Source organism: Pseudomonas mendocina, from assembly GCA_037482215.1.
Taxonomy (GTDB): domain Bacteria; phylum Pseudomonadota; class Gammaproteobacteria; order Pseudomonadales; family Pseudomonadaceae; genus Aquipseudomonas; species Aquipseudomonas mendocina_E.
The window spans coordinates 4353228-4377947 of record CP148074.1 but is presented as its reverse complement, the minus strand read 5'-3'; the positions used below and the strand labels follow the sequence as shown (position 1 = coordinate 4377947).

The window sequence follows — 24720 nt, the reverse complement described above, 5'->3', positions numbered from 1 at the left end:
ACCGCCGATATTATCGGCGGTTTTTTTATGGGTGTATTACTGCTGAAGTGGGCTGCTCTAGGTCGCTTGGAATTCCATGTATTACGGGCAGTTCAGCTTTCTTGGGGTGGTGCTGCAATAGGTTTCGTCGTTGATCGCAGCACTCTGCATGCGCACGGTGGCTTCAGAGGTGATAATGAAACCGTTACGTCCACCACAGACCTCTTCATAGTCTGGATTGAGGCGGGCGTTTTCGTTCAGGCCAGTTCTGGTTTTGCTGGTATTGAAGGCAGAGGCCGAGCTGAACAGCCTTTCCGCCATGGGTACGATCAGGCGCATGCAGTACTGCACGCGGATCTTCAGCAGGTTGGCATCCTGGATAGAGACCGGCCCCTGTGCAGGTGAACGGAACATCAGGTTGTCATTGGGAATAGCGCTTGCGCCCAGTGCTTCGACCTCCTCCCCAAACTGTGCGAAGGCTTCGCTGTTCGGGCTGATACGCGTGATCATCACAAAGTTGTCCACTTCGGTGGCTGTGTGTGTCATGCGCTCTTTCTCGTCGTCGATCTGCGAGAACATTGGGTACATGCCTCGAATTAAGCCGCGGCGCATATCGCTGTACAGGGCATGGTTCATTGCACCAATACGAGCGGCCTGAAACGTGGCGTAGTTCAAGCCATTCTTTGCAGAATAAATAAACGCCACTTGTGCAGCGCCGAAGATCAGCATGATCAGAACGGGGATGATGATCAGAAACTCGATCATCGCCTGGGCTGATTGACGACGCCTCATTGGGGTTACTCCTCCGCCTGCGGAAAGACTTCGAGCAATTTATCGGCGCGCTGTAGCGCCTTGTCGGCATACGGTGTCTGATCGTTCAGGTAGCGGCGCATTTCTGAGGCCGTGACACTCGCTTCGCGAAGTTGTACTTGCAGCAGGTTATGCCAACTGCGGGCGTGCTGTGGGTCGCGTACAAGCGCATCGCGGTAGCTGGCGATGGCGGCTTGGTTATCGCCCTGGCGAGCCTGGCTGTTACCAAGCTGGTAGCGCACACCTGCATCGGTGGGCATTTTCTTCGCAAGCTGGCCGTAAAGCTTGGTTGAGGTGGCGAAATCGCCCTGTGAGTAGGCGTTATCAGCCTGGCGCTGCAGGTCGATAATCTGATTTTTCGGCTGCAGGTTTGCGCAACCGCTGATCAGCAGTGCGAGCATGACGGTGCTCAGGAGGCGCATTTGATCTTATCTCCGGGGGTAATACCTAGGCGCTGGCATTCACCAGCGGCCAGTTCGATAACACTTTTGGCTTTCCAGCACAGGCTAATACGCCATGGGGCCAGGTTTGGTCGGATCGCTACAATCTGATGGTTGCTGTCCAGGTAAACCACGTCGATGGCGAAGCGCATAAAGAAGCAGTGCACCGAGTTACATGGACTGATCCAAATGCCTTCGGCTGGATTTAGGCCTGCACGCCCGAGCAGTCCCTTAAGGCGTGATAGGAGGCTATCAGCCAGGGTTAGCTCAAGGGGAACGTATGTGCCATCAGGGCGGTAGAGCTTGTGCGCCATCAGGCTTCCCCGAGGAATTTGACCACGATCGGGAACAGTAGGATCACGAAGGTCAGCGGGAAGATGAAGGTGATCAGTGGAATGATCAATTTTACGGGTGCTTGCATGGCGGTTTTTTCAGCACGCTGGAAGCGTTCTTCAAGCCGCTGTTGGGCTTGAATCTGCAAGGTATTACGCAGACTGCTACCCATTTTTTCAGCCTGGATGACTGAGCGAACAAAGGTGGACAGGTCTTTCAGATTGACCCGCTCATCCATGCGGTTGAGGGCTTCTGCGCGGGGCAGGCCGGAGCGGATATCACGCAGGACAATACGGAATTCATTTTTCATGGCGCCATCCGGGCCTTTGTCCACGGCCTGTTGCAGGGCTCCAAGAAAGTTCAGACCAGCATCCACGCACATGGTCAGGTATTCGAGGAACACCGGCAGGTTGCGGATAATGTCGCGGTCGCGGCGCTTGTGCATGTCGGTTATCCACATCCACGGCAGGGCTGCACCTAAAAGCATCATCACCAACACCACGGGCCAGATAATGCCGCTTTTACCACTGGCCATCGGCAGGATAGAAATCAGCGGAAACAGGATGGCCATGGTTATGCACAGGGCCAGAAACTCTTCGGCTGTGAGTACATAAAGGGCACCGGTTTTTTGCAGTTTGACGTCGAGCTTATCCATCACTCGCGGTGGCATGTTGCTGCAAAAGTGATGACTGACCAAACGTACCAGCGGCCAGATCGGACGAATCCAGCCGGGCACCGGGTCCATGTAGGCGCGGTTTTCGTCTGGCAGTAGCGACAGCAGAGAAATGATCAGCAGCAGCGTACAGGTGACGGTAACGCCGAGGCTGGCGCTGCTGAGCAGGACAAGGATCTCGTTCATGATTAGGCGTCGATCGTGGTGATTTTACGAATGAACAAGAAGCCCAGAACTTCCATGATGACCATGACGGTCAACACGATCAGGCCGTTGCGTGTGGTGTACAGCTGGCTCATGGCTTCCGGCTCAATCACGCTGAGAATGCCGGCGAGGAAAATCGGCAGCATCGCCATGAACGTACCCTGAGCTTTACCTTGAGCGGTCAGACTGTCGATCTTGCCTTCCATCACTCGCTTGCGGCGCAGCATAGCGGCCATGGAGTTGATGGTTTCTACCAAGTTGCCCCCCACTTCACGGCTGATGCGAATCGCTGAACTGGCCATGATGAAGGAGGGCAGAGGTAGACGTTTTTCCAACTTGAGCAGGGCATCTTCCAGGGTGATACCGAGGCGGATGTTTTTGACCAGCAGGCCGAACTCCTGATTAAGCGGGGCAGGGGATTGCTGCACCACATTCTCCAGCGCCATGTTCAGGCTGGCACCTGATTGCAGGCTGCTGGAGAGCAGCATGAAGGCGTCGGGCAGTTGTTCTTCGAACTTCTTCAGGCGGGTTTTGCGCATCTGGTTGATGATGAGCTTTGGCACGAACAGCATCAGCACCGCACCGGCAATGGTGACGACGAGGATGCCGAACACCACGTGCAGGAACAGGGGAATCAATACCATGAGCATGGCATTGGCGATGAAGAACTGTTTGCCGCTGGCGAAGATGAACATATCCGCCATATCCAGTTCGGTACTGCGGGAGAACTGGCTGCGGTAAAAGGCCAGCTGATCGCTGACCTTGTCCGTCAACAACATGGCCGCGGCGAAGCCTGCCACTGCCAGCAACAACGCACACAAATAAAGCAGCATCTCAGACATGGCGCGGTACCGTGCGGAAGATGTCCATGTTCACCCCAATCCCGCGCTCGCGGAGTTCTTCATAGAACTCCGGAATTAGCCCGGTGGCCTGGTAATAGCCTTTAACCCGTCCGTTCTCATCGAAACCTTGTTGTTGGAAGGTAAAGATTTCGTTGAGCTGAATGGTGCTCTGCTCCATGCCGGTGATTTCGGTGATGCTGGTGATGCGACGGGAACCGTCACCGAAACGGGTTTGCTGGACGATGATTTGCACGGCTGAGGCGATTTGTTCGCGGATCGCTTGTACCGGTAAGTCCATGCCTGCCATCAGCACCATCACTTCCAGGCGGCGCAGCATGTCCCGTGGTGAGTTGGCGTGGCCGGTGGTGAGTGAGCCGTCGTGGCCAGTGTTCATGGCCTGCAACATGTCCAGTGCTTCACCGCCCCGGCACTCACCGACCACGATACGATCAGGACGCATCCGCAGACAGTTTCGAACCAGGTCACGGATGGTGACCTGCCCCTTACCTTCCATGTTAGCCGGGCGAGCTTCCAGTGCTACCACGTGAGGCTGCACCAGTTTTAGTTCGGCGGCGTCTTCCACCGTCACTACCCGTTCTTCCATCGGGATGAAGTTGGAAAGGATGTTTAGCAGCGTGGTTTTACCTGAGCCGGTACCACCGGATACCACGATGTTCATGCGCTGCTCTACCGCTGTACGCAAGAACTCCACCATCGGTTCGTTGATCGAGCCGAACTTGATCAGATCGTCGGTGGTGAGCTTCTTCTCGGAGAACTTACGGATGGTCAGGCACGGACCGCGCAGGGCCAACGGTGGGATGATGGCGTTAACCCGGGAGCCGTCTTTAAGACGTGCGTCGACCATGGGTGAGCTTTCGTCGATACGACGGCCTAGCGGCGAGATGATCCGCTCGATGGTGGACAGAACCGCTGCGTTGGAGCTGAAGTTGATCGGTGTCCGTTCCAGGCGGCCGGCGCGCTCAACGTAGATGTCGTTGTGCGCGTTTACCATGATTTCGCTGACGGTTTTGTCTGCCAGCAGGTCTTCCAATGGACCGAGGCCGACGGCTTCATCCAGTACGATTTTGCGAAGTACATCGGTGCTTATGTTTGCGGGCAGTCGTGCTGCAATTTGTTCGATGATGCCGTCGATAAGTTCAGACAGGGTCTCACGGACTTCATCCGGGCCCAGATCATCCAAATTCATCCGGCGTAAATCGAGGGCGCGGAACAGTTCGGTGTGGATGAACTGTGACCACTCCATGTAAGGCAGTTCGTCTTCTGGCTCAAGCTCCAGCGTTTCGTGCTCGTGAGCCTCCGGGACTTTTTCTTCGCAGACCTTCTGCTCCAGCGAATTGACGCGGATATGGTAGCCGCCGATAGCAATCACATCGGTCGGTGCCAGCGGACCATGCCGGTTGACGACCTGGCCGTTGACCCTGACCTCATAGCCGCGGCTGACATCTTCAACAAACAGGCCCGCTAGGCATTGCTCAATGCGCGCATGGACAGGCGCGACTTTCCAGCCGCGCAGCCTGACCAGTCCGGTACGTGCTTTGCCCAGTTCGCAGGAGGCGCTGGCGCAGCTCAGTTTGTCGACTGGCTGGCCATCCTTGTAAGTGACTTCTATCTCAAACATGGACGCCTCAGTCGATCAGTTCGATGTTGCCGAAGGATTTCTGATACTTCTTGATCATCTCGTCCTGTTGTTTCTGAGCTTCTTCCGTCACAGAACCTGGGCCGTTAGTCATCAGGCGTGGGGTGATGAAAATAACCAGCTCGGTACGCTTGCCCTGAGCGCTCTTATTGCGGAACAGGCCGCCAATCAGAGGCAGGTCTTTGAGGAAGGCGATACCTTCAACAGTGGCTTGAGCGTCTTCGGAAACCAGACCTGAAAGCACCAGTGTTTCACCGACTTTCAGCTGGACTTCGTTCTCCGTGCGACGGGTTTTAAAGGCCGGATAGCCCTGTACTTGGTTCGCCTTGTCCACCTGGCTGATTTCAGCCATGACGTGGGTGGACACCATTTCGCTGCCGTACAGTTGCGGGGCAATATTGAGCATGACCCCGTAGTCTTTATATTCAACGGAAGGGCCATTGATGCTGCTGGTGACCACCGGTACCTGGCCGCCCACGGTCAGTTCGGCTTTACCGCCGCTGCGTGCGCTCAGGCGCGGGGAGGCAAGGGTCAGGGCTGAGCCGTTTTTCTCCAGCAGGTTGATACGAGAAGTCAGCTCGCTGGCGATACCCCAGTAAGCGTGCGATCCCACATCACCGACTTGTGCATTGAGACCTTTGAAGGTGTCTCCAGTAAATTGGCCGCGATACAGGTTGTTGGTGCCACCATCCGCATTAAAGGCAAACGTAGGGCCGTTGATGTTGGTGCTCCAGTTAACGCCCAATTCCTCTACATCGTCTTTGGCGAACTCAGTGATACGCACATCGAAGTAGATCATTGGCGCAAGGAATTCGGACATCTCCTGAGCCAGTACCAAAACATCCGGGTAACGTTCTTTGAGCAGGTCGATACGAGCCATGTCGATCTCGTGCAGATCGCCATCGATAACAATCTGGCGGCCTACCGGCTTGATCTTGATGCCTGGAATTTGGCCAAGCATGGCCTGAACTTCGGTGAGGATTTCAGCCGAGTCGACCTTGGTCGCTGCGCCGCCTTGTTCCTCGGCCAGAACCAGCACGTTGTCATAGAACTTGGCGGCTTCTTTTACCCGGTTCAGGTATTCAGGGCTCAGGCGGCCCTCAAGCACAACCTGACGGCCAACGGTGCGGATTTTCAGACCCGGAATGTTGGCCAGCATGGCTTTCAATTCTGCCTGCTGGCGGTAGCCATTGGCTTTGGCGACGACCACGCTCATTTTGTGGCGGGTGCCGTCATCGAACCAGAAATGCACAGTGGTTTCGCCGTCTTTTTGGGCGGTGACCACGACTTCCTCGTTCTTCAGCATGGTGGCGCTGATGATCTCCACATTACCGACCGCCACACGCTCAACGCCTGGTGCTTCAAGCACACTGACGTCGCCGTCATACAGGACGATGGAGGGTGGGATGTCATAGGCCTGGGCGCTTACTCCCCAGGCCGTGGCGCAGAAGAACCCCAAAGCTTTTTGAATATTCATTGTTGCCCCAGCGTATTACGCAGATAAATTGTGTCCCGTGCCGGTACCCCGGCACGGTATTGCTTAGTTATTCCTGACGCAGGGTCTTGACCGGAAGAACCCCTTCTTTGCCGGTACCGCCGGGTATGAATTGGATCATCCGGGCGGCTTCGGTGCGTTTGGCGGGTGTTGTGTCAGTGGCTTTCGGGGCTTCCAGGCCGATGGTCACGCCGCGATACAGCACGTTGCCGTTGGCATCTACGATTTTGCCGTCTACCAGTGTGCCGATCAGCTTGCCGTCCATGCCGTACACCGAGTCGCCACGCAGTACGCCGATGATGGTGCCGCTGGCGTCGCGAACCACTTGAACCATGTCTTGCTCAACGCCAACTTCAGCACCCTGAATCGCGTTGCCGGACATATCTTGAACCTGGCCATCCTTAACGGTGCCGACCTTGCGGCCCTGTGCATCGATGATGTCGTTGCCGGATACAGTGCCGATCACATTGCCTTGTGCGTCACGCACCACGCGGGTGTTGTCGGCTACCGGGCGGCCGTCTTTGTCGAGCATGGTTTGCTCGACTTTGCCCAAGACCTTGCCGCTGCTGTCCACTACTTGGCCGTCCTTCACTGAACCCAAGACTCTACCGCTGGCATCGACCAGCTTGCCGTCTTTGACAGTGCCGATGATTTTGCCGTCTTTGTCACGGACCACTTCGCCCATTTCACCGACGACTTTGTTGTTGGCATCCATCAGCACGGTGCTGACTTCACCCAACAATTTCCCGTCTAGGCCGTAGGCTTTGCCGTCGCGGAAATGACCGATCAAATTGCCATTTTCATCATGGATTTCATCGCCGACGCGGTAGCCGATGATGTTGCCGTTGGCGTCGCGCACAACCTGACGTTCACGGTTGGTGTCTGTGGTGGTGGATGGCTGCACTTGCGAGGTGCGCATGTCGATCACCCGGCCATGTTCATCCAATGCAGCATTTTTCTCGACTGTGCCCAGTGACTTGCCATCTAAGCCAACGGCTTTACCATCCACAAGGGTGCCAATCGGGTTGCCCGCGGCATCGACCACTTTGCCATCGACAATACGACCGACCACATTGCCTTGTGCATCTCGTACCACAGTCGCTTTTTCACGCATGCGCAGCAGCGGATCATCTGGGGACAGGCCGCGGACAATACGACCCATGACTTTTCCGTCCAGACCAATGGCCTGACCTTCAACGATCTTGCCGATGATCTTGCCGTTGGCATCAATAATGTTGTCACCGACGATGCGGCCCAGCAGGTTGCCTTCGGCATCCAGCACAACATCCACGGTTTCGACCGGTGGCGGGTCAAGCAGGTTGGAGACTGTGATCTGCCCAAGGTTTGCGTTGCTGGTGTCTTTCGGGTGACGCAGTACGGCAACCAGTTCGCCTGACTTTTCTGCCAGCTCGACACGTGCTACCTGAGCGGGGGTGAGCATCAGGGACAAGGTCGAGAAGTTCATGTTGAAGCCGTCTGGTGTGCTGCGGTCGTAGAAGTTCTCGTACTTGCGACCGTTGGCGTCCTCGCGGCCTGCTGCCAGTACCGCGACGTCTTCGAGCACAGTCATGACCACATCGTCAGCGTAATTGGGCTGAGCTTGTAGACCGACTTCTTCAGCGGTAAAGGTGCCAAGCAGGTCGATACGGTCGCCGGGGCGCAGCATGCCATCGAAGGAGTTGATCTTGCTGACCTTGACGGTTTTAACGCGCTTGCCCAGCTCGACGTTTTCCGAGAATCGAGTTACGCCGTCACGCTCTACCGCATCCCAGGTAATCGGGCGACCTTTTTGCAGCTCCATGAGGGTCATACGGCCTTCTAAGCGCGGCCAGTCTTCAGCCATGACGGCGTTGGAGGGCAGGTATTCACGCGGTACATCGAGTGCAGCCACGAGCTCGCGCTTGATGGTCTGTGACTTGCCAATGTTGTTATTGGGGACAATAACCGACAGCTTGACCTGATTGGCCGGGCGGTAGGCAGCTTTGTACTGAGATTCTTTGGCCTTCAGATAGGCCCAGCCCAGCAGTGCTGCCAGCACGCCACAGGCGATGGCAATGATCAGCAGTTTTTTTCCTGAAACAGATGACATGTTTCTCCCCATCAAGCAAAGGCGCACAAGGCGCGGATCTAGCTTTTATTAAGTGTGTGGCCGTATGGCGATTCTTTGTGACGCGCTTAGCGCAACTCCCAGTTGCCATCCGTCTTGAGTACAACGGTCTTGCTGGTCCGGCAGTCGGCACTGCTCGTATCGACGTAGCTACTGGGCTGCAGGAATAACTGGTCACCCAAGCCAAACGTGTTCAGTAATGAGCTGTTCATACCGGTGCTCCAGTTGTTTTCGGTCACGACGCACGGTTTGTATTTTTTAGGCTCGGATATGGGTAACTGAGAGTTTTCAAAAATGACTGTGACCAGTTCACCCTCAATGGTTTTAGTCTTCGAAAAGTCCTGTGTGTCGGTTTGAACGCTGCTTTCGGTGTAGATAAAACCGTTTGCTTCACGGCCGGAGATAAAAGGCTTGCCGTTTCCATCCAGGCTGATCACAGGGCGGGTTTGTACTGCCGTGAGGTTGGTTGGCTGCGGGTCGAGCCGCTTGCGAGACACTGCGTCGTAATAGTTGTCGTTGTAGAGGTAGGCAAAACCTACAACGGCATTTCCACGACTCAGCGCGAGAAGCTGAAGAGGGTTGCCATCATCATCCGCCCACTCCGAGCCGGTGCTGTAGCCGTCAATGACTTCACCGGTTTCTGTATCGACGAACTCGCACTGACCGTAATTCGGCCCTGGAGTCGTGATTGGACGGCACCAAGCGATTTCTTTGCCGTTCTCGTCAATCAGGCGGTTATTGCGATCCAGTTTGCCCACGGCTTGGCCTGAGGCGTCAAACACGGTCGTAATAACGGGGGGATAGTCTGGTGGCGGAATGTCCACAGGGGTTTCTGGTGAGCGATCACCATCATCGCCATCCCCTTCATCGCGGATGGCTGTGCTGGTTTGGAACTTGGGGTTTCCATAGAGTTGAACTTTGTTCATCTCACTGGACTGGGTGTGATAACTGTCCTGAACATTGTCAAACAGCTCAGTGACATCTGTGGTTGCAGCCAGCAGGGCAGCGCCGGTAACGCCCAGCACTACCAGATATTCAGTCATGGATTGGCCCAGTTGCTTTCTCATCAGCGATCCATCCTGTTGAGTAGCACTTGGGTTTTTTCCGCATGGCGCAGCAGGCCCACTGTCATCAGCTCACGGCCTTTTGCAAAGCTCAGTACAGTGGCGTTGTCCTGCACACTGCGGTGCTCCAGTTTCCAGCCTTGATGCAGCAACTCGGTTTCGTACCAGGCACGGGTCGCATGCATGGTGTCGTGGCTGAGGATGAGCACCATGCGGCCTTTGCGAATCTTGTCGTCACTGCGCATGTCGCTGACGACTTGAGCATCTGGCTGCACTGGCATGCCGCTGCCCAATTCCAGGGTCGCGCCACCGTTTTCAGGTGGATTGGTGATGGTCATGCGGCCATAGCTGAAACGCTCATTTTGAGCTTTGACCTGAACCATCATCATGCAGTCTTCGTTGATGTGCAGGATCTGGTCCCAGCCATCGAACTCGGTGAAGTCGACGGCGTCAGCCCACTCGCCCGCGTAGAAGCCCTTCACCCCACTGACTGTGCTTGGAACGCGGAAAGCCCGTGCGTTGAGTGGCGTGTGATTCCACTGAATGCTGTCGCCAATACTGCTGACGAGCATGTCATCCATGCGCGGGAAATCGTCAAAATCACAGTCGGCCTGAGCGTGCAGGCAGATGCTCAGAGCCATCAAAGGCCAATATGTGCGCATAAACCTATTCATCGAAGTAGCAGAAGCCGGTGGTGACATTGCATCGAGGTTTGCTGTCGTTGATCGGAGCGGTATCAACCGGTGCCAGATCCAGTGTCTTAAACGAGGGCTCGAAGATGCCGATGATTGATTGCACGGTCTCGAAGATCGGGTTCTCGTCGATCAGCGTACCCAGTACGAAATCGTCCACCTTCTCATCGAAATGGCTGCCTTCACCGTCCTCGGTTTGGGCGACCCAGCCGTCGGCCAGAACCGCTGAACGGGCGCCGACATTGAGCTCGTTAAAGCGGTCGCCAAATAGAGGCTGGTTGCCCAACTGACTGCCACCTGCAATCGGCACCGGAATGTTGACTGAGGTGGTGTAGAAGTTGCGGGTTGGGTGGGCGATCTGCATAAAGTCCTGATCACCCTGGCCGAAGCTGATGACGTTCAGCACATCGGCCACCACACCCATCACCGTGTTATAGCCATCCACGATGCTGTACGCGGTTGACGGCGTTGCCTGATTGGCAATGGCGGAGGACTCGGCCATATCGCCAGGCCCGGTCATAGGCTGGCCGCCTTCACCGTGGGTCCAGCGCCAAAAGTTGTTGGCCCGCGTAGCGGTTTGCGGGTCGATGTCCTGCGCATCAAACGGCTGGGGATCACGACTGAAACTGAGGATGCGGCGCTCAGCTGTGTTGAGGATGTCTTCGTCGTTACGCGTGGCCAGATAACCATCCTCCAGGTTCATCTGGCTTGGCATGGTCTCGCCTTCAACGCCGTTAGTCTGGTACCAGACAGTACGCTCCCAAGCGGTATAACGTGCGGCTTCTTGCGCCTTGTACGACATGTCAGAGAGCTTGGCGACCACTGGGACCAGTACAAATAGGATCAACAGAAAACCGGCGGTCATGACTACAAACTCGGTCATGGCCTGGCCGTTCTGGCGGTGGCATTCAGGCCGACGGATCATTGCGGAATCGCTCCGATAATGCCGTCTTTGGCTTCGTCCAGAACCTTGTCGGTAATTTCCTCGATGGGGCCTCTGGCAAAGGTATTCAGCGGTGCCGGAATCTTGTCGAGCATGACGTCGCGCCCCGGTTTGACCACGTTGTCAAAAGCCAAGTCGATCAAGAAACCTGCGACATAGGAGGGCGTGATACTCAGCATGCCCAGGAGCTCTTGAATATCGATCTTGCCCGAGGCAATAAACTCGATAAACCGGCTTGGCTCGCGCAGGCGTGCATCCCAGAACGGGCTGTACTGGTTGGCAGATTCGTCCCGTCCTGACGGTGGCGCAAAGAAGGTCTCGGCTGAGGAGACAGTCATCATCCGTTCGCCATCGCCCCACAGAAATACCAGCGGGTTGTCATCCACACCGTTGGTCTCCAGAGCAAAGCGACCCTGACGAAGATTCAGGCTGTCTGGATTATCGCTGGTGCGAATGCTCTCCAGCGGCTTGGAGACGGCAACCGTGAACTCCTTGCTCACACCGGTTTCGGCATGGTCTGAACCCAAGCTGAAAAACGAAGGTGAACCGCTGTAGCCGATGGTTACGTCAGAAGGCATATGCCCGTGCGAGGTCGGCACAATGGGCATATGCGCCCAGCCCCACGTCGTGGCGTGTACCGGTCGCATCGCGTCACCGTAGGGGACATTCTTTTTGTACAGCATGGCATCGGCAGGTGTTCCCCACTGTGAGGGGAACAACTTTTGGTCGCCCTGGTTGGTGACCAGCTGATGCGTACCGGCTCCCAGTGGCAAGCCAAAACCTAATCCAAATTCGCCGTCAAAAATCGACACGCAGCCCACAAAAGGCATGCACAACTCAACCGCCAGTGAAATGTTGAATTCTGCTCCCATGGAGCTGTAATCCAGAGAGGACCAGCCGTAGACGGGGATGCCCTTACTGGCGTTGGCGATACTCAGCGGGTTGTACACAAAGGCGGTGCCGCCGTTGTTGAATACCCCCACTTCGAAACTGAAGCCCAGCTTGATATTGATAAAACCTAAGTAGATTGGGATTTCCGGAATCCCAAAGCCCACCGTCGCGTTGAAATTTCGCTTGCTCAGCCAATCGTTACGGCTGCCGTTGAGCAACGCTGCGAAATACCGGGCAGAGTTTCGAGCATCAATACTGCTCAAGCTATTCGGCGTTCGGTTATGCATTTCCGGGGAGTTGCTGACCAGCATGGACGCCGGTGAACCACCCAGAAAGTCCGAAACGATACTGCCAGGTGTCGGGTTACTTTCTTCTATTTCCATGCCCGTTGAGGATGGACCTGGTGGTGTTCCCGGCGTGGGGGCTGCCGGTTCATTATTGGCGCCGGTCGCAGCATTGATCAGATCCGCAAGCGACAGGTAATCAGCGAAATAGGTCAGGATGAAGTTCTGGATCAGGAACAGTTGCGACATGGTCGCAACCTCTAGGTTGTCGTCTGACCTGTGGGTCATTCTGTGCTGTTTGACCACCTCCTGGGGCACCGATATTTGTGCCTCGAAGGTCGCAATCGAGAAGGCTTTCTGGAAGAAGCCCATGATCATGTTGAAGCTGGAGACCACCCGTGGATAGATCGACACCACAGGTGTCGCAGCGGCCTGAACACCCATACCGATGATCTGATACGGCAAGGTCACAACCGACAAGATGTCGCTGATCATCGGCTTGGGGGCCGGAGGCGCGACTGGAATCTGGTAAGCCGGGAAGGAGTTAACCCAGCCTGCAATATTGGCGTAGCGCTTGGACCACGACATCAGCGCAACCACCTGCCCAACCGATAGCTCGTTAGCGATGATGGCGCGGTTGGTGTAAGCGATCAGGTTCTGGTGACGGGCAAAAAGTTTTGCCTGTGAGTAAACGGCGGCGTCAGCAGCGTTTTCCAACTGCACACGGTCACGCGTGAGAATGCCCTGATTGAACATGACAATCAGGGCGATCAGCGTGATGCCAACAAAAAGCAGGCCAAATACCATGGCCTGCCCTTGTTGGAGCTTCCGGTTCATGACGCCGCGCATGGCTTACTGACGTTCTTCTTGCTGGAACTGGCCGAGGTTATGAGACGTGGTACCTGCTGCTTTGGCCTCGTCACCTGTTTGCCGTGCGGACTGGTCAGCCTGACCACCACCCAGCTCAGCAGCCATATCTCCCACCTGTTCACGAACGGTACTGCCGAACAGGTTGTATACAACGATGGCGGAAATGGCGATCAACGCCACGATGATGATGTATTCGGTCATGCCCTGACCAAGCTGGCGGGCGCGTGATTTGAGTGACATGAAAATCCCCTTTGACCCTGTGAGTCGTGTGTTGGCTGAGTGACTGAGCGGGCTCGGACACACAGGGTTGGCAGCCTGTGCGGCTCAAGCGGATAGGTCATGCAGACTGCTCAGTTGTTCGAACGGTCAGGATGCCTATTGGGGCGGGACAGTAGCGGAGGGCGGGGGAAGAAAGCCCCGTTTGTTTGAATAGGGTCTGTTTTTGAAAATTAAAAATACTTGAGATCAGGGATTTTTTTTTGAAGAAAAAAGCGGCTAAGCCGAGCAGCCGCTCGTAATTCAGAGAGGGCGAGGAATCCTTATGATGTGCGGGCTCAAGGCTGTTTTGGGTATGGGGTGAGTGGCGTTTCTATGTGTCCGTATTCCATACGATTGGTGCCATTTTTGTGGCACCAATAAAGCGTCATTAATTTGTAAAAATGTGATGCAAATCACAATATTTACGAAATATAGTGGGAACTAAATGGGTTTGTTGTGCTTCCGGCGCTGGTAAAACGTCACCAAAGAGCGGTTTAATCCATTCCAGACGAAATTCATATTCCACATTGGTATTGATTGATTTTTTTTAATCTCTATCAGTTTGGTTTTTGGCTCAGGCGGAAACCTGGAAGGTTCCCACCTGGGTAATGGCTTAGACCGGCTACAGAAACGCAGTGCGTTTTGCGGTCGTGAGCAGCGATAACAAAAAGCTTGGCGATACCTGCGCAAGGAACTGCTCTATCGCCGGAGTTAACCAAGGGTAATTTCGGTGTCTCTCATCTCTTCAAACAGAACTACTCTAAGCGTTCTAGGCTTTTGCTCGGCTCGGATAAGCCGTCAATCTCGGCCCAGGTTGTGGGCTGTATTTGTCATTTTCGTGTTGAGCGTGATGTGTGGTCCCGTATCCCACGCAGAGGTGCTGCTTTCTGTGCGCAGTGCGGACCAAACCCTCGATATCACCCGGGAGCAGATCGAGTCTTTGCCGCAACAACAGCTACGTACGTCGACCGCCTGGACCGATGGCGTTAGGGAATTTAAAGGGCCACTGCTACGGGATGTACTGAGCCTATTGGATAAGCCAGTCGCTGAGACAGCTACAGCCAGACTTATTGCCTTGAACGAATACGAGGTGAAGGTCGCGATCAGGGACTTTCTGACCTGGGATGTCATTGTCGCGTATGAGCAGGACGGCAAGGCTTTGACCCGCAGCACCAAAGGGCCGCTTTGGGTGGTCTATCCCCGTGACCAGCATGAGGAGCTTCAGGATTCCCGCGTCGATCATCGCTGGGCTTGGATGCTTCGAACCATTGTCATTGAGCCCTGAGAGTACCTGTGATGCGTGCGTGTATTTTATGCATCGAGGATGAGGCGACTTTGTTGCGCGATCTTTGTGAGGAGCTGGAGAGCGCCAACTATCAAGTGTTGGCGGCTCGCTCAGTGGACGAGGCGCTTGCGCACCTTGAGTTCACGCGACCGGATCTGATTTTAAGTGACGTTATGCTGGGGGGCGATGCCCAGCGTGATGGCTACTTCATCCATCAGTACCTACGCACTCAACGGCCCGATTTAGCTGAAACGCCTTTTCTGTTTCTGACTGCACTCGGCCAGCGTGACGCTTTGCTTGAAGCCAAGCGCCAAGGCGTTGATGATTACTTGGTCAAGCCAGTGGACTACGACATGTTGCTGGCCACCATCGAGTCGCGGCTGGCGCAAGTTGCTCGCTTCAGAAGCCACGCGCAGCGGGGCCAGCAGGATATTTTGTCACGACTCAGCGGCGTATTTGATCAGCTACCGGGTGCTGTGCTGTTGTGTGACCAGCGTGGCCATTTGTTCTATGCAACACCCAAAGCCAAGCACATCTCTGCGGAAGAAAACCTTTGGCAGGTAAATGCCGGTGGAGCGCTTTGCTGGCCGGCCTTTAAGGCAAGCAGCGCCGAGAAAATCGCTAAGGCACTGGCTGATCTTAAAACCGCTGGAGAGCGCAAATCGCTTGCGATGGAGCGTCACAGTGGCGATGCAGCTGTAGCCGCGAGCGTTGTGTGTCTGGATGATGGATACGCAAAAGGTGACTCCACCTGCTTGTTAGCTGTGTTTCTGTCTTCGACTTACAGCCGCACCTTGCCGGATGTGGGGACATTGCGCGAAGTGTTTGGTTTGACCCCCACCGAGGCCAATGTTGCCTTGTTGATGGCTCAAGGCATGCGTACTGAAGATGTTTCCCACGAGCTGGGAGTTTCTTCGACGACTGTGGCGTTCCACTTACGCAATATTTTTTCAAAAACCTGCGTGACACGTCAGTCGGAGTTGGTGGCGCTGATTCTTTCCACGGGGTGGGCGATTCCCAGTTTGCCTGCTGCGGTTTCCGAGCTACGTACTCGCAGCAGATGAAGCGACAACGGCAAGTACGAAGCCTGGCATTCGCGGCGATCCTGATATTTGCGCTGATGCTGGGCTATGCCCTATACAAGCTGCTTAATCTGCAATCTGAGATAAGCGCTGACATTGGCGAGAATATGGTCTGGGCAATCAGCCAGAGTGTGTACCAGAGTGTTCAACTGGAGCGCGCTGCACAGGTGTCACCGCCTACTGCGGACTCCAAGTCGGACCTCGCGCTTCATCTTGATTTACTCAAATCCAGCTTGATGATCCTGAATCAGGGGCCTCAACTGCGCTACATGCAGCGCAGTGGTGTGGACGCTCGCATCCGCGATGTCATTTTCAGTTTGGATCACCTGCCCATCAACTACGAGCTTGTCACCAGAACGCTGCGTCAGGTTGGCAATACTGTCATGCTTGCTGAGCGCGAAGATGCAGGCCGGCGCCGTGAGGATCACCGCCGATTAGTACTTCAAGTGATCTTGACGGTCGTTGGACTGCTAGTTGCAGGATCGCTGCTATGTTGGCAAATGTTGCGCAATCTGCGAATGGCCACGCAGGCCAAGGAAGCCCTGCAACTTCAGCACTTACAAACCCAGCGTTTGCTTGAGGTGCTTCAGCAGGAGCGCTCGGTACGCATGCGTTACCGGGACTTTGTTTCGCTGATGTCTCATCAACTTCGTACCCCGCTTGCCGTGATTGATTCAACAGCCCAGCGGCTCAAGCGCCAGCTCACCGACGCAACGCTTCACGAGGCCAGCGTGAAGGAGCGCTCGCAACTGATCCGGAACTCAGTCAACCACCTCAACTACCTGATTGGTCGGGTGCTTGAAGGTTTGCGTCTGGATGAAGGGGTGAACGGCAGTGACGGTGAGAGGCGTTTGGATCTACAGCCTTGCAACTGGCTTGAGTTGGTCGAGTCGTCTTTGGAGCGCTTTGGCGATTTACTGCATGATCGTGAGATTCGCCGTCATCAGGACGGGAAAAACACAGACTTTACAGTGAATTGCGACAAGACGTGGTGTATCGAAATCATCTGTAATCTTGTTTCAAACGCACACAAATACAGCCCGCCAGGATACCCAATTGAAATTTCCCTGGTGCGCCAAGGCGGACATTTTAAGTGTGCTGTACGCGACTATGGGCCGGGTGTGTCTGAGCAAGAAAAGTCGCTGATTTTCGAGCGTTTTTACCGCTCTGAAAACAACCTGAGCGTGGCAGGTATAGGCCTCGGTCTGCCCATCGCCCGTACGCTTGCAGAGTGGCACGGAGGATCACTTGAGGTGATGAATGCCGAAGGTGGCGGAGCCGTATTTACCTTGACGCTGCCTGCTTAAGTTCAGCGGTGATTTGAAGCCGCCGTGGGGCGGCTTCGAGCGGTCCTAACAAACCCATCAATTCTGGATCAGACAGTTCTCTGAGAAGGTCTGATACGACAGTTTGCGGACTTGGCCTTTGGAGTCTTCATAGGTCATGACCGCAGTCCCAGGCTGGCAGATTTGGCTATCCTGAGGGTGCTTGATGGACAGGACACGGGCAATATCCAGCTTGTTGCCGTAGCGGTACGTATCGGCCTGAGAGTCATTGGCTTGTACCCAGCTGGAAAAGGCGAGCAGTGATAATGCAAGAGCGAATATGCGCATGAGAGTTACCTGTTTGCAGTGCAAGTTTTGAGCTCTGTTTGCGAGGTCTGAATAACCTTATTCGACGCCGCTTATGCGTTTGTTATCAGGAGCAGTACTAATCCTAGACTGCTATCTGAGGTCTGGGAAATCGCTAACGCTGATCGTTGTCATTGCCTATTTCGATAGCCTGTAGCCCCGCGGGGCTGTCACTTTGGCGGCTGGGCCAAGGCTAGTCCAGAACCTGTCTCTACAACCCAGTGAATAACCTGCTGGCTGAGCTCGTCAGCGGCCGTGCCAAATGCAGCGACGACTTGGCCGATCTGCGCGGTTGCGCTAGGCGTGCTCACTTTAAAGCGCCGACTGGCAACAATGCTTTGATCTCGGACATTCACCAGTTGTGCGTCCAACTGGATCTGCGTACTGACGATGCCATCCTCATACCGGCTGTTAAATCGCCGCAGGGTGCTGGTCAAGGCAAGGTCTGCATAGAGGTTTTGTTCGTCACTGCTCAACGCTTGAATGCGTCCGTCATCACGAAATGCATCCAGCAGGCGATTTCGCACTAACTCCGGTGCATGTTCACTCCAGCGTGCGCCCTGGTATGCATTGATGTGGGCAGCCTTGGGTACAACCAATATGCGTGTGCTATCTAGCATGCGCTCGCTGTTGGGTGTTTCTACCTTTAGTGCCCAATTGACGGTCGGGCTTTGTGCGGGCAGCTCTTTGGCTGGCAGGGGGTAAATATCCAACGGCTCACTTTCAGGCAGAATTGAGCAGCCGCCCAGCAAGGCCAATGTCAGCAGAAGACGAGTGGGCTTCATGGCTGGAACTCCTTAATGCTGTCATTGCGTAGCAGATAACCGGCTGGGTCTTCTTCAAGGCGGCGGGTAAAAGATTGCAGATTGTTTAGGGTTTTACGCAGTTCAGCGATTGTTGGGCCAAGCTCGCTCATACCTTGCATACCCCCATTGATGGCGTTGCGGTTGTCGTTAAGCAGCTGCTCTACCACGCTACTGCTGCGCTCCAGTGACGCCAGAGTGCGTTGGGCATTATCCATCGCATCTCGGCCCTGATTACTCAGCAGGGCGTTAGCATTTCGCATCAGCTCGGCGGCCTCACGGCTGGCGCTGCTCATCTGTTGCAGAGCCGTGCGCAGCTCTTCACGCTGGCCGGCGATGCTCGCGGTGGTTTGCTCAATGTTTTCCAGCGAGTGGGTGATGTGCTCGATGTTGGCGTCGGAGAACAGGTCATTGGCGCGATTGAGCAAGCTGGTGACATTGAGCACCAAGTCCTCACCGTTGGACATGAGTCGCGTCAACGGCGAAGGGTCAGCGACGATCTCCCCAGGATTGCCATCTTCACCTTTCAGTTTGGGGCTGTGCGGTGTACCGCCATGCAGTTGAATCAGTGCTGCACCGGTAATGCTGGTGATCGAAAGGCGCGCGCGGGTGTCACGGCGAATCGGGGTTGAGGCGGTCACACGGATGTGCGCGCGGACTTTGCGCGGATCATCCTTATCCAGGGACAGACTCAGCACATCGCCGACTTTGATGCCGCTGTATTGCACAACACTGCCGGGCGTCAGGCCTGTCACCGCTTCATTGAAGATCACCACATAGTCGTTCATCTCTTCATCGGAGCTGGAGTGGTTCAGCCACAGGGCAAAGGCCAGGGCTGCTGCCAATGCGATGAGGGTGAACAAACCGATCAGTACATGATGGGCACGGGGCTCCATTCAACTTCTCCTCGATATGTCACGGGCGGCTTGTCCGGCGGCGCGTCCGCGGGGGCCGTGAAAATAATCATGAATCCAGGCGTTGTCATACGCGGCGACCACATCCAGGCGGTCAGCCACCAGCACGTGTTTTTCTGCCAGCACCGCTACCCGGTCGCAGATGGTGTATAGCGTGTCCAGATCATGGGTGACCAGAAACACGCTTAAGCCCAGCGCATCGCGTAGGGTTAGAATCAACTGATCAAACGCTGCCGCGCTGATGGGGTCCAGCCCTGCGGTCGGTTCGTCCAGAAACAGGATGTCAGGCTCCAGTGCCAACGCGCGGGCCAACGCGGCGCGTTTGACCATTCCGCCAGACAGTTCTGTGGGGTATTTATCGCCCGCCTCCAGCGGCAGTCCGACCAAGGCCAGCTTCACCTGAGCCAGCCGTTCAGCGCTGGTGCGACTCAGACCTGCATGTTCAATCAGAGGTAAGGCGATATTTTCAGTCACCGTTAGTGAGGAGAACAGGGCTCCGCGCTGATACAGCACGCCAAAGCGTCTCTCTAATTCCGAGCGGCGTTCGGTTGGCAGTGCCAGCAACTCCTCACCGAATACATGGACCGTGCCCTCATTGGCTTGGCGCAAGCCCAGAATACTACGCAGAAGGACTGACTTACCCGTGCCTGAGCCGCCTACCACGCCGAGAATCTCACCCCGATACAGATCAAGGTTGAGGTTCTGGTGCACGGTCTGGCTGCCAAAGCGATTAACCAGATGACGGACTTCGATGATGGACTCTTTCGTCACCAGCCCATCTCCATCAGGAACAGTGCGGCAAGGGCATCCAACAGGATGACCACGAAAATTGACTGCACCACGCTGCTGGTGGTTCGCTCGCCCACCGACTGTGCGCTGCCGGTCACCTTGAAGCCCTCAAGGCAGCCAATCACCGCGATCAGAAAGGCGAACAGCGGAGCCTTGCCGAGGCCGACAAAGAAGTGTCGCAGCTCGATGTCCTCTTTGAGCATGCTCAGGTACAGCGTCGGGGAAATATCCAGGCTCAGTGCGCTGACCACCGCACCACCGAGCAGGCCGCTGAGCATGGCGATAAAAGTCAGAATCGGCAGGGCAATCAGCAGGGCGAACACACGTGGCAACACCAGCAATTCCATCGGATTGAGGCCGAGTGTACGAATGGCATCAATTTCCTCGTTGGCTTTCATTGAGCCGATTTGGGCGGTAAAGGCACTGGCTGTTCGGCCCGCCATGAGGATGGCAGTCAGCAGTACGCCAAACTCCCTTAGAAACGAGAAGGCAACCAGGTCTACTGTGTAAATACTGGCGCCAAAGTCCGCCAGCACGGTGGCACCGAGAAAAGCCACCACAGCCCCAACCAGAAACGTCAGCAGTGCCACGATCGGCACGGCATTGAGCCCACTCTGCTGGAGGTGGGCAACCAGTGAAGTCATGCGCCAGCGTTGGGGCTTCAGGATAATGGCGAGCATCGCGGCCAGCGTCATACCGATAAAGCCGGTCAGGGCAACGGCTTGCTGCCACAGATCCTCAACGCCGCGGCCGATCTGCCCGAGCAGCTCACGCCACAGCGGAACCGGTCTGGCAGGCGGGGTATCACACTTATCCGCCATGGCCGTACCCACTGCCATCAGCAAACCACGGCGCTCTTTGCTTAGGCCTGTTGAGGCCACTTCTGCTAAACGCTGACTGCCGAGTAACTCAACTAACAGCGCAGCCCCAGCAGTGTCTAGAGCACCCAACTGGCTCAGGTCAACGGCAATATTGGCGCTCACGTGCTGGCGCTGGCCGTGTACCAGCGGCTCTAAGGTCGCATAGTGAGCGAGCGTCCAGTCACCGCCAATCAGTAAGCTGGCGGTCTCATCTGTCGGTGACGGAACGGTGATGTAGGGAGTTGTCATGGGCGGACAGCTTACATCGCTCTTCTACTAAGCGCCCAGAGTCCCGCCTGGGATTTTAGTGAATATGCATTATTCGGTCGGTTGATTTGGCGGGTGCGGAATAAAGCAGATTGAGGTCGAGATCAGAACAGTCTGAGACCGCCTGCAGCCATAGGCTTGGGGACTACTGACCCATTATCTGGAGCGACCTGTGAAACCGATAACCGTCCTGCGTGACACTACCCCTGTTCCCGTACTTGATGCCTGCAAGTGGACTCGAATCGACGGCGAGCCTCACACCGTCAACCTGAATGCTTACACTTCCGAAGATGGCAGCAAGATCATGGGTACCTGGATCTGCACGCCCGGCAAGTGGCAGGTCGCTTACGAGAAGTGGGAGTACTGCCACTTTCAGGAGGGCTACTGCATCATCACGCCAGAAGGCCAGGAGCCCATTCACTTGCGGGCGGGCGATATTTTTATCGTCGAACCCGGCATGAAGGGCACCTGGGAAGTGGTGGAAACCGTACGCAAATACTTCGTATTTGCCTGATTCGGTCCAATGATCAGGGCTTGAAGTTACGAACGTCCTTCGCCCACTCATCCAGCACCGGCTTGATGTCTTTGAGAGACAGCTGAGTGCTACTGTTCTCCAGCTGCTGACCGTGACCTTTGCGTACAACGCGGGTCACCGGTTTGCGGCTAGCACCATCCAGAACTTCGACCTCAACGTAAACATCCGTTTCAAGATCACGGGTGCCTGCTGCGGTACTCGCGGCTGCGGCCACCAATGCGATAGGAATCACCTCATACACCTTCAACCCTTCCGGAGTGAGTTCCACCGCGCTAATGGCAGTGCGCAGAATCAGGCTGTTGGCATCCGGGTGATGGGCGATTGTCATTGAGCTAGACATTTCACGCTGGATCGCCTGCTGCAAATATACGGCTATCTCATCCAACGTTTGCTGGCTGACCTGATCATTGGGCTTCGGCGCCGGATAGAAAACCGGCTTTTCTACGTAAATCGAGTGATAGTTCTGCGGCTTAAAATCCGCCGCGACCCAGCGCATCACCGGTACACCACTGGCGGACTGAGCAGGCTTCAGTTGCGAGTAATCGCTGAGAAAACCGGAGTATTGGTCAGGAGTAGTTGTTTGGCTGGCGCAGCCGGTAAGAAACAGTGAAACCGATAAAACAATGGCTAAAGGCAGGCGCGTCATTTCGGTAGTCTCAGCAGTGGAGGATGCCTTAACTGTAGTTCAGCGCCCAAGCGTCACACACATACCTAGGTGTTAGTTCTGGTTCAAAGACAGGAATATTCTTATCTGCTGGCTGGGAGTCTGGTGGGTTATCGGTTTTTTCTTCTTTCTTAGCTAAGCGTGATCAGGCTGCTGTGCTTGGGTGATCGGCATCTGTGAACAATATGCTCGGGCGCTTGAAAGGCTATAGAAGCCCAACCTGCTCCAGTGCTAGCAGCAGATGAGCTACCAGATATCGAGCAGTCTAATAATTGACTGTATAAATTGTTGCAACTATGGCGCTTGCATCGTGCTTGTAAGAGTAGCTATTCCATTCTGGATGTTTGATATTCCTTAACTTGCCTGATTTATATTTTGCTAGGTTTAAATGCAATACTAAGAATGCTTTATTAAGCAGTGACTCCAGCATTTTGCGTGAAGACAATTATCAGATAAGTTATTGATTTTTAGGGTCTTATATATTCATAAAGATATGATTGTTTGCTTTCTTTAACTTTGAACCTTGGTGCTATTTCTGTTAATTAATCCTTGAAGCCTTGATAATGGCCATTCGGTCATGTTCTCATTCGGCCGCCACACGGAGACTGTGCGCCTAATCAAAGGACTGATAGTAATGAGAGTCGCTGTTTATTTATCGGCGCTAGGGCTGCTATTCGCGTTTTATTCGACTGTGTCTTTAGGGCAGACACCCGGTGAGATCGATCTCATTCGTGAGCGTCAGGACCGCCTTTTACAAGAGCAGCAAAAACGGCTAGAGGAACTACGGCAGTTGCCTGGGCCGTCGCCTCAGCAATCAGCAGACCCCACGCCTGATCAGTCTGATCGCTGCTTTACCATCCAGAGTATAGAACTGAGTGGGGCCACACTGCTCAGCGCAACAGACAAGGCCCGTCTCGTTGAAGACTACACAGGAAAATGTCTTGGCGCTGGTCAGTTGAACCAGCTGCTCAAAGACATCACCAATCATTATCTGAACCGAGGGTATGTGACTACCCGTGCATACTTGCCACAGCAAGATCTTGCTGGTGGAGTTTTGCACGTTACGGTTGTTGAGGGGCGGCTTGATGGATTGAACAGTTCTGAGCTGGCCTCTGACAAAGAGTTAGCCATGGGCTTCCCCGGCAAAACGGGCGATATGCTTAATCTTCGGGAGCTTGAGCAGTTGGTTGAGCAGATCAACCGGCTACCTTCGCGCCAAGTCCAACTCGATCTGGTTCCAGGTGAAGAAGTGGGAGCCAGCGTCGTTCAGTTACAGGGCCAGCGCAGCAAACCCTGGCGCGTTAATGTGTCCAGACACAATGATGGGCAATTGAGTACTGGCGAGCAGCAGTGGGGGCTTGGTCTGGACTGGGACAGCCCCTTAGGTATTGCCGATCAGTTGAGCCTTAGAGCTGGCGGGGATGCCGTCAGCGACAGCTATCGCAAATCTGATAATCAGAGCCTGTATTACAGCATTCCCTATGGCTGGTGGACGTTCGCCTACAGTTACAACCAGAGCTATTACCGAACCAAGACCCAAAGCAATGGGTTCTCGTTTGATCAGGATGGCGATAGCAGTACTCACGCCCTGCGCGCTGAGCGGGTTATGCACCGTGACAGTGTTAGTAAGACAGGGGTTAGCTTTGGTTTAAGCCATGTGCGCACCAACAACTTTATTCTCGGAAACCGTATTGGTACTTCCAGCCAGCGCCTTTCAGAGGCGCAATTGGGGATTAACCATGGTCGGCGTATCGGCAATGCCTATATCAATGCTGATATCGGTTGGCAGCGTGGTATCGGTGCTTTTGATGCCCAGAACGAAGGGCATCCAAGAGGCGGTGAACCCGTAGCTCGTTACAACAAGTACACACTGACGCTGAGTTACTTGCAGCCGTTTCAATTGTTGGGTGAGACCTTCTCTTTTGACAGTCTGCTCAATGGCCAGCGTAGCGAGGACGTGTTGTTCAGCCCGCAGCGTATCAGCCTGGGGGGGCTTAGTTCGATCCGGGGTTACAAGGATCAGTCGTTGACTGGCGATACGGGGGCTTATTGGCGTAATCAGATCCGTTGGCGCAGGCCTGTGAGCTGGGAGCTGTTGCAGCCTTTTGTGCAGGAATACGGTGTCGCGTTTGCTTATGACGTAGGTGTCATCAGTGGTGACAGCTATAACCCAGAGCAAAAAGGCAGGCTTTCCGGCAATGCAATCGAGCTAAGCGCCAGAGGCAAATACTTGGCAGTTTCGGCCACTTTTGCCCGCTCCTTGGAGCGGCCTGATGCGCTGGAGCGCCAGGAGCATCCTGTGTATTTCCGTGCGGACATTTTTTTCTGACTTTATAAAAATCAACAAA

At 54.9% G+C, this 24720-nt stretch carries 24 protein-coding genes; 5 read left to right on the top strand and 19 right to left on the bottom strand.

The genetic code is table 11. The annotated features are described in order from the left end of the window. Positions 1–81 precede the first annotated feature (81 nt). From WG219_20200 to WG219_20140, 13 genes are all read right to left on the bottom strand, one after another. Positions 82–771, bottom strand: coding sequence for a TadE family protein (locus WG219_20200; protein WXL25591.1), 690 nt, complete (start codon positions 769–771; stop codon positions 82–84). A gap of 5 nt (positions 772–776) precedes the next feature. After that, the gene (locus WG219_20195; protein ID WXL25590.1) at positions 777–1211 is read right to left on the bottom strand and encodes a tetratricopeptide repeat protein; all 435 of its coding nucleotides are present in this window, start codon (positions 1209–1211) and stop codon (positions 777–779) included. Then, positions 1199–1543 carry a DUF192 domain-containing protein gene (locus WG219_20190; protein ID WXL25589.1) on the bottom strand — a complete coding sequence of 115 codons (345 nt, stop codon included), beginning with the start codon at positions 1541–1543 and terminating at the stop codon, positions 1199–1201. The genes WG219_20195 and WG219_20190 overlap by 13 nt, the downstream gene beginning before the upstream one ends. Continuing rightward, positions 1543–2421, bottom strand: coding sequence for a type II secretion system F family protein (locus WG219_20185; GenBank protein WXL25588.1), 879 nt, complete (start codon positions 2419–2421; stop codon positions 1543–1545). Before WG219_20185 ends, WG219_20190 begins: the two co-directional genes overlap by 1 nt. Before the next feature lie 2 nt (positions 2422–2423). Continuing rightward, positions 2424–3281: a type II secretion system F family protein gene (locus WG219_20180; protein WXL25587.1), complete on the bottom strand. Its 858-nt coding sequence runs from the start codon at positions 3279–3281 to the stop codon at positions 2424–2426. Continuing rightward, complete coding sequence (locus tag WG219_20175) at positions 3274–4920, bottom strand: ATPase, T2SS/T4P/T4SS family (GenBank protein WXL25586.1); 1647 nt, start codon at positions 4918–4920, stop codon at positions 3274–3276. Before WG219_20175 ends, WG219_20180 begins: the two co-directional genes overlap by 8 nt. A gap of 7 nt (positions 4921–4927) precedes the next feature. Next, entirely contained in the window at positions 4928–6415 is a 1488-nt protein-coding gene (locus tag WG219_20170) for a pilus assembly protein N-terminal domain-containing protein (protein WXL25585.1), read from the bottom strand. Between the two features lie 67 nt (positions 6416–6482). Continuing rightward, positions 6483–8522, bottom strand: coding sequence for a Flp pilus assembly protein CpaB (gene cpaB / locus WG219_20165; GenBank protein ID WXL25584.1), 2040 nt, complete (start codon positions 8520–8522; stop codon positions 6483–6485). A gap of 86 nt (positions 8523–8608) precedes the next feature. Then, positions 8609–9607, bottom strand: a complete 999-nt coding sequence (locus WG219_20160; protein ID WXL25583.1) for a hypothetical protein — start codon at positions 9605–9607, stop codon at positions 8609–8611. Next, complete coding sequence (locus WG219_20155; GenBank protein WXL25582.1) at positions 9607–10266, bottom strand: hypothetical protein; 660 nt, start codon at positions 10264–10266, stop codon at positions 9607–9609. Before WG219_20155 ends, WG219_20160 begins: the two co-directional genes overlap by 1 nt. Before the next feature lie 4 nt (positions 10267–10270). Continuing rightward, positions 10271–11221 (bottom strand): hypothetical protein, encoded by a 951-nt coding sequence (locus tag WG219_20150; protein WXL25581.1) that lies wholly within the window; start codon positions 11219–11221, stop codon positions 10271–10273. After that, positions 11218–13251: a Tad domain-containing protein gene (locus tag WG219_20145; protein ID WXL25580.1), complete on the bottom strand. Its 2034-nt coding sequence runs from the start codon at positions 13249–13251 to the stop codon at positions 11218–11220. The genes WG219_20150 and WG219_20145 overlap by 4 nt, the downstream gene beginning before the upstream one ends. A 15-nt stretch (positions 13252–13266) precedes the next feature. Then, complete coding sequence (locus WG219_20140; protein ID WXL25579.1) at positions 13267–13524, bottom strand: hypothetical protein; 258 nt, start codon at positions 13522–13524, stop codon at positions 13267–13269. A gap of 868 nt (positions 13525–14392) precedes the next feature. Here WG219_20140 and WG219_20135 point away from each other — a divergent pair. From WG219_20135 to WG219_20125, 3 genes are read left to right on the top strand one after another with little or no spacing between them, the layout of a single operon-like run. Further along, complete coding sequence (locus WG219_20135; GenBank protein WXL25578.1) at positions 14393–14827, top strand: molybdopterin-dependent oxidoreductase; 435 nt, start codon at positions 14393–14395, stop codon at positions 14825–14827. A gap of 11 nt (positions 14828–14838) precedes the next feature. Next, complete coding sequence (locus WG219_20130) at positions 14839–15891, top strand: DNA-binding response regulator (protein WXL25577.1); 1053 nt, start codon at positions 14839–14841, stop codon at positions 15889–15891. Next, a complete protein-coding gene (locus WG219_20125; GenBank protein ID WXL25576.1) occupies positions 15888–17216 on the top strand; it encodes a HAMP domain-containing sensor histidine kinase in 1329 nt (442 codons plus the stop codon). The genes WG219_20130 and WG219_20125 overlap by 4 nt, the downstream gene beginning before the upstream one ends. Positions 17217–17273: 57 nt before the next feature. Here the strand turns inward: WG219_20125 and WG219_20120 are convergent, their stop codons facing one another. From WG219_20120 to WG219_20100, 5 genes are all read right to left on the bottom strand, one after another. Next, positions 17274–17522, bottom strand: coding sequence for a DUF2790 domain-containing protein (locus tag WG219_20120; protein WXL25575.1), 249 nt, complete (start codon positions 17520–17522; stop codon positions 17274–17276). A 188-nt stretch (positions 17523–17710) separates the two neighbouring features. Further along, positions 17711–18325, bottom strand: a complete 615-nt coding sequence (locus WG219_20115) for an ABC-type transport auxiliary lipoprotein family protein (protein WXL25574.1) — start codon at positions 18323–18325, stop codon at positions 17711–17713. Then, positions 18322–19239, bottom strand: coding sequence for an MlaD family protein (locus WG219_20110; protein WXL25573.1), 918 nt, complete (start codon positions 19237–19239; stop codon positions 18322–18324). Before WG219_20110 ends, WG219_20115 begins: the two co-directional genes overlap by 4 nt. Further along, positions 19240–20028 carry an ATP-binding cassette domain-containing protein gene (locus WG219_20105; protein WXL25572.1) on the bottom strand — a complete coding sequence of 263 codons (789 nt, stop codon included), beginning with the start codon at positions 20026–20028 and terminating at the stop codon, positions 19240–19242. It lies immediately after the preceding gene. After that, positions 20025–21155 carry an ABC transporter permease gene (locus WG219_20100; GenBank protein ID WXL25571.1) on the bottom strand — a complete coding sequence of 377 codons (1131 nt, stop codon included), beginning with the start codon at positions 21153–21155 and terminating at the stop codon, positions 20025–20027. The genes WG219_20105 and WG219_20100 overlap by 4 nt, the downstream gene beginning before the upstream one ends. Positions 21156–21345: 190 nt before the next feature. Here WG219_20100 and WG219_20095 point away from each other — a divergent pair, with 190 nt between their 5' ends. Next, on the top strand, positions 21346–21687 hold the full coding sequence (locus WG219_20095) for a cupin domain-containing protein (GenBank protein WXL25570.1): 342 nt from the start codon (positions 21346–21348) through the stop codon (positions 21685–21687). A gap of 13 nt (positions 21688–21700) precedes the next feature. Here the strand turns inward: WG219_20095 and WG219_20090 are convergent, their stop codons facing one another. Then, positions 21701–22354, bottom strand: a complete 654-nt coding sequence (locus tag WG219_20090; GenBank protein WXL25569.1) for a DUF3313 domain-containing protein — start codon at positions 22352–22354, stop codon at positions 21701–21703. A gap of 652 nt (positions 22355–23006) precedes the next feature. Between WG219_20090 and WG219_20085 the strand changes: the two genes are divergently transcribed. Continuing rightward, entirely contained in the window at positions 23007–24701 is a 1695-nt protein-coding gene (locus tag WG219_20085; GenBank protein ID WXL25568.1) for a ShlB/FhaC/HecB family hemolysin secretion/activation protein, read from the top strand. Positions 24702–24720: the final 19 nt, after the last annotated feature.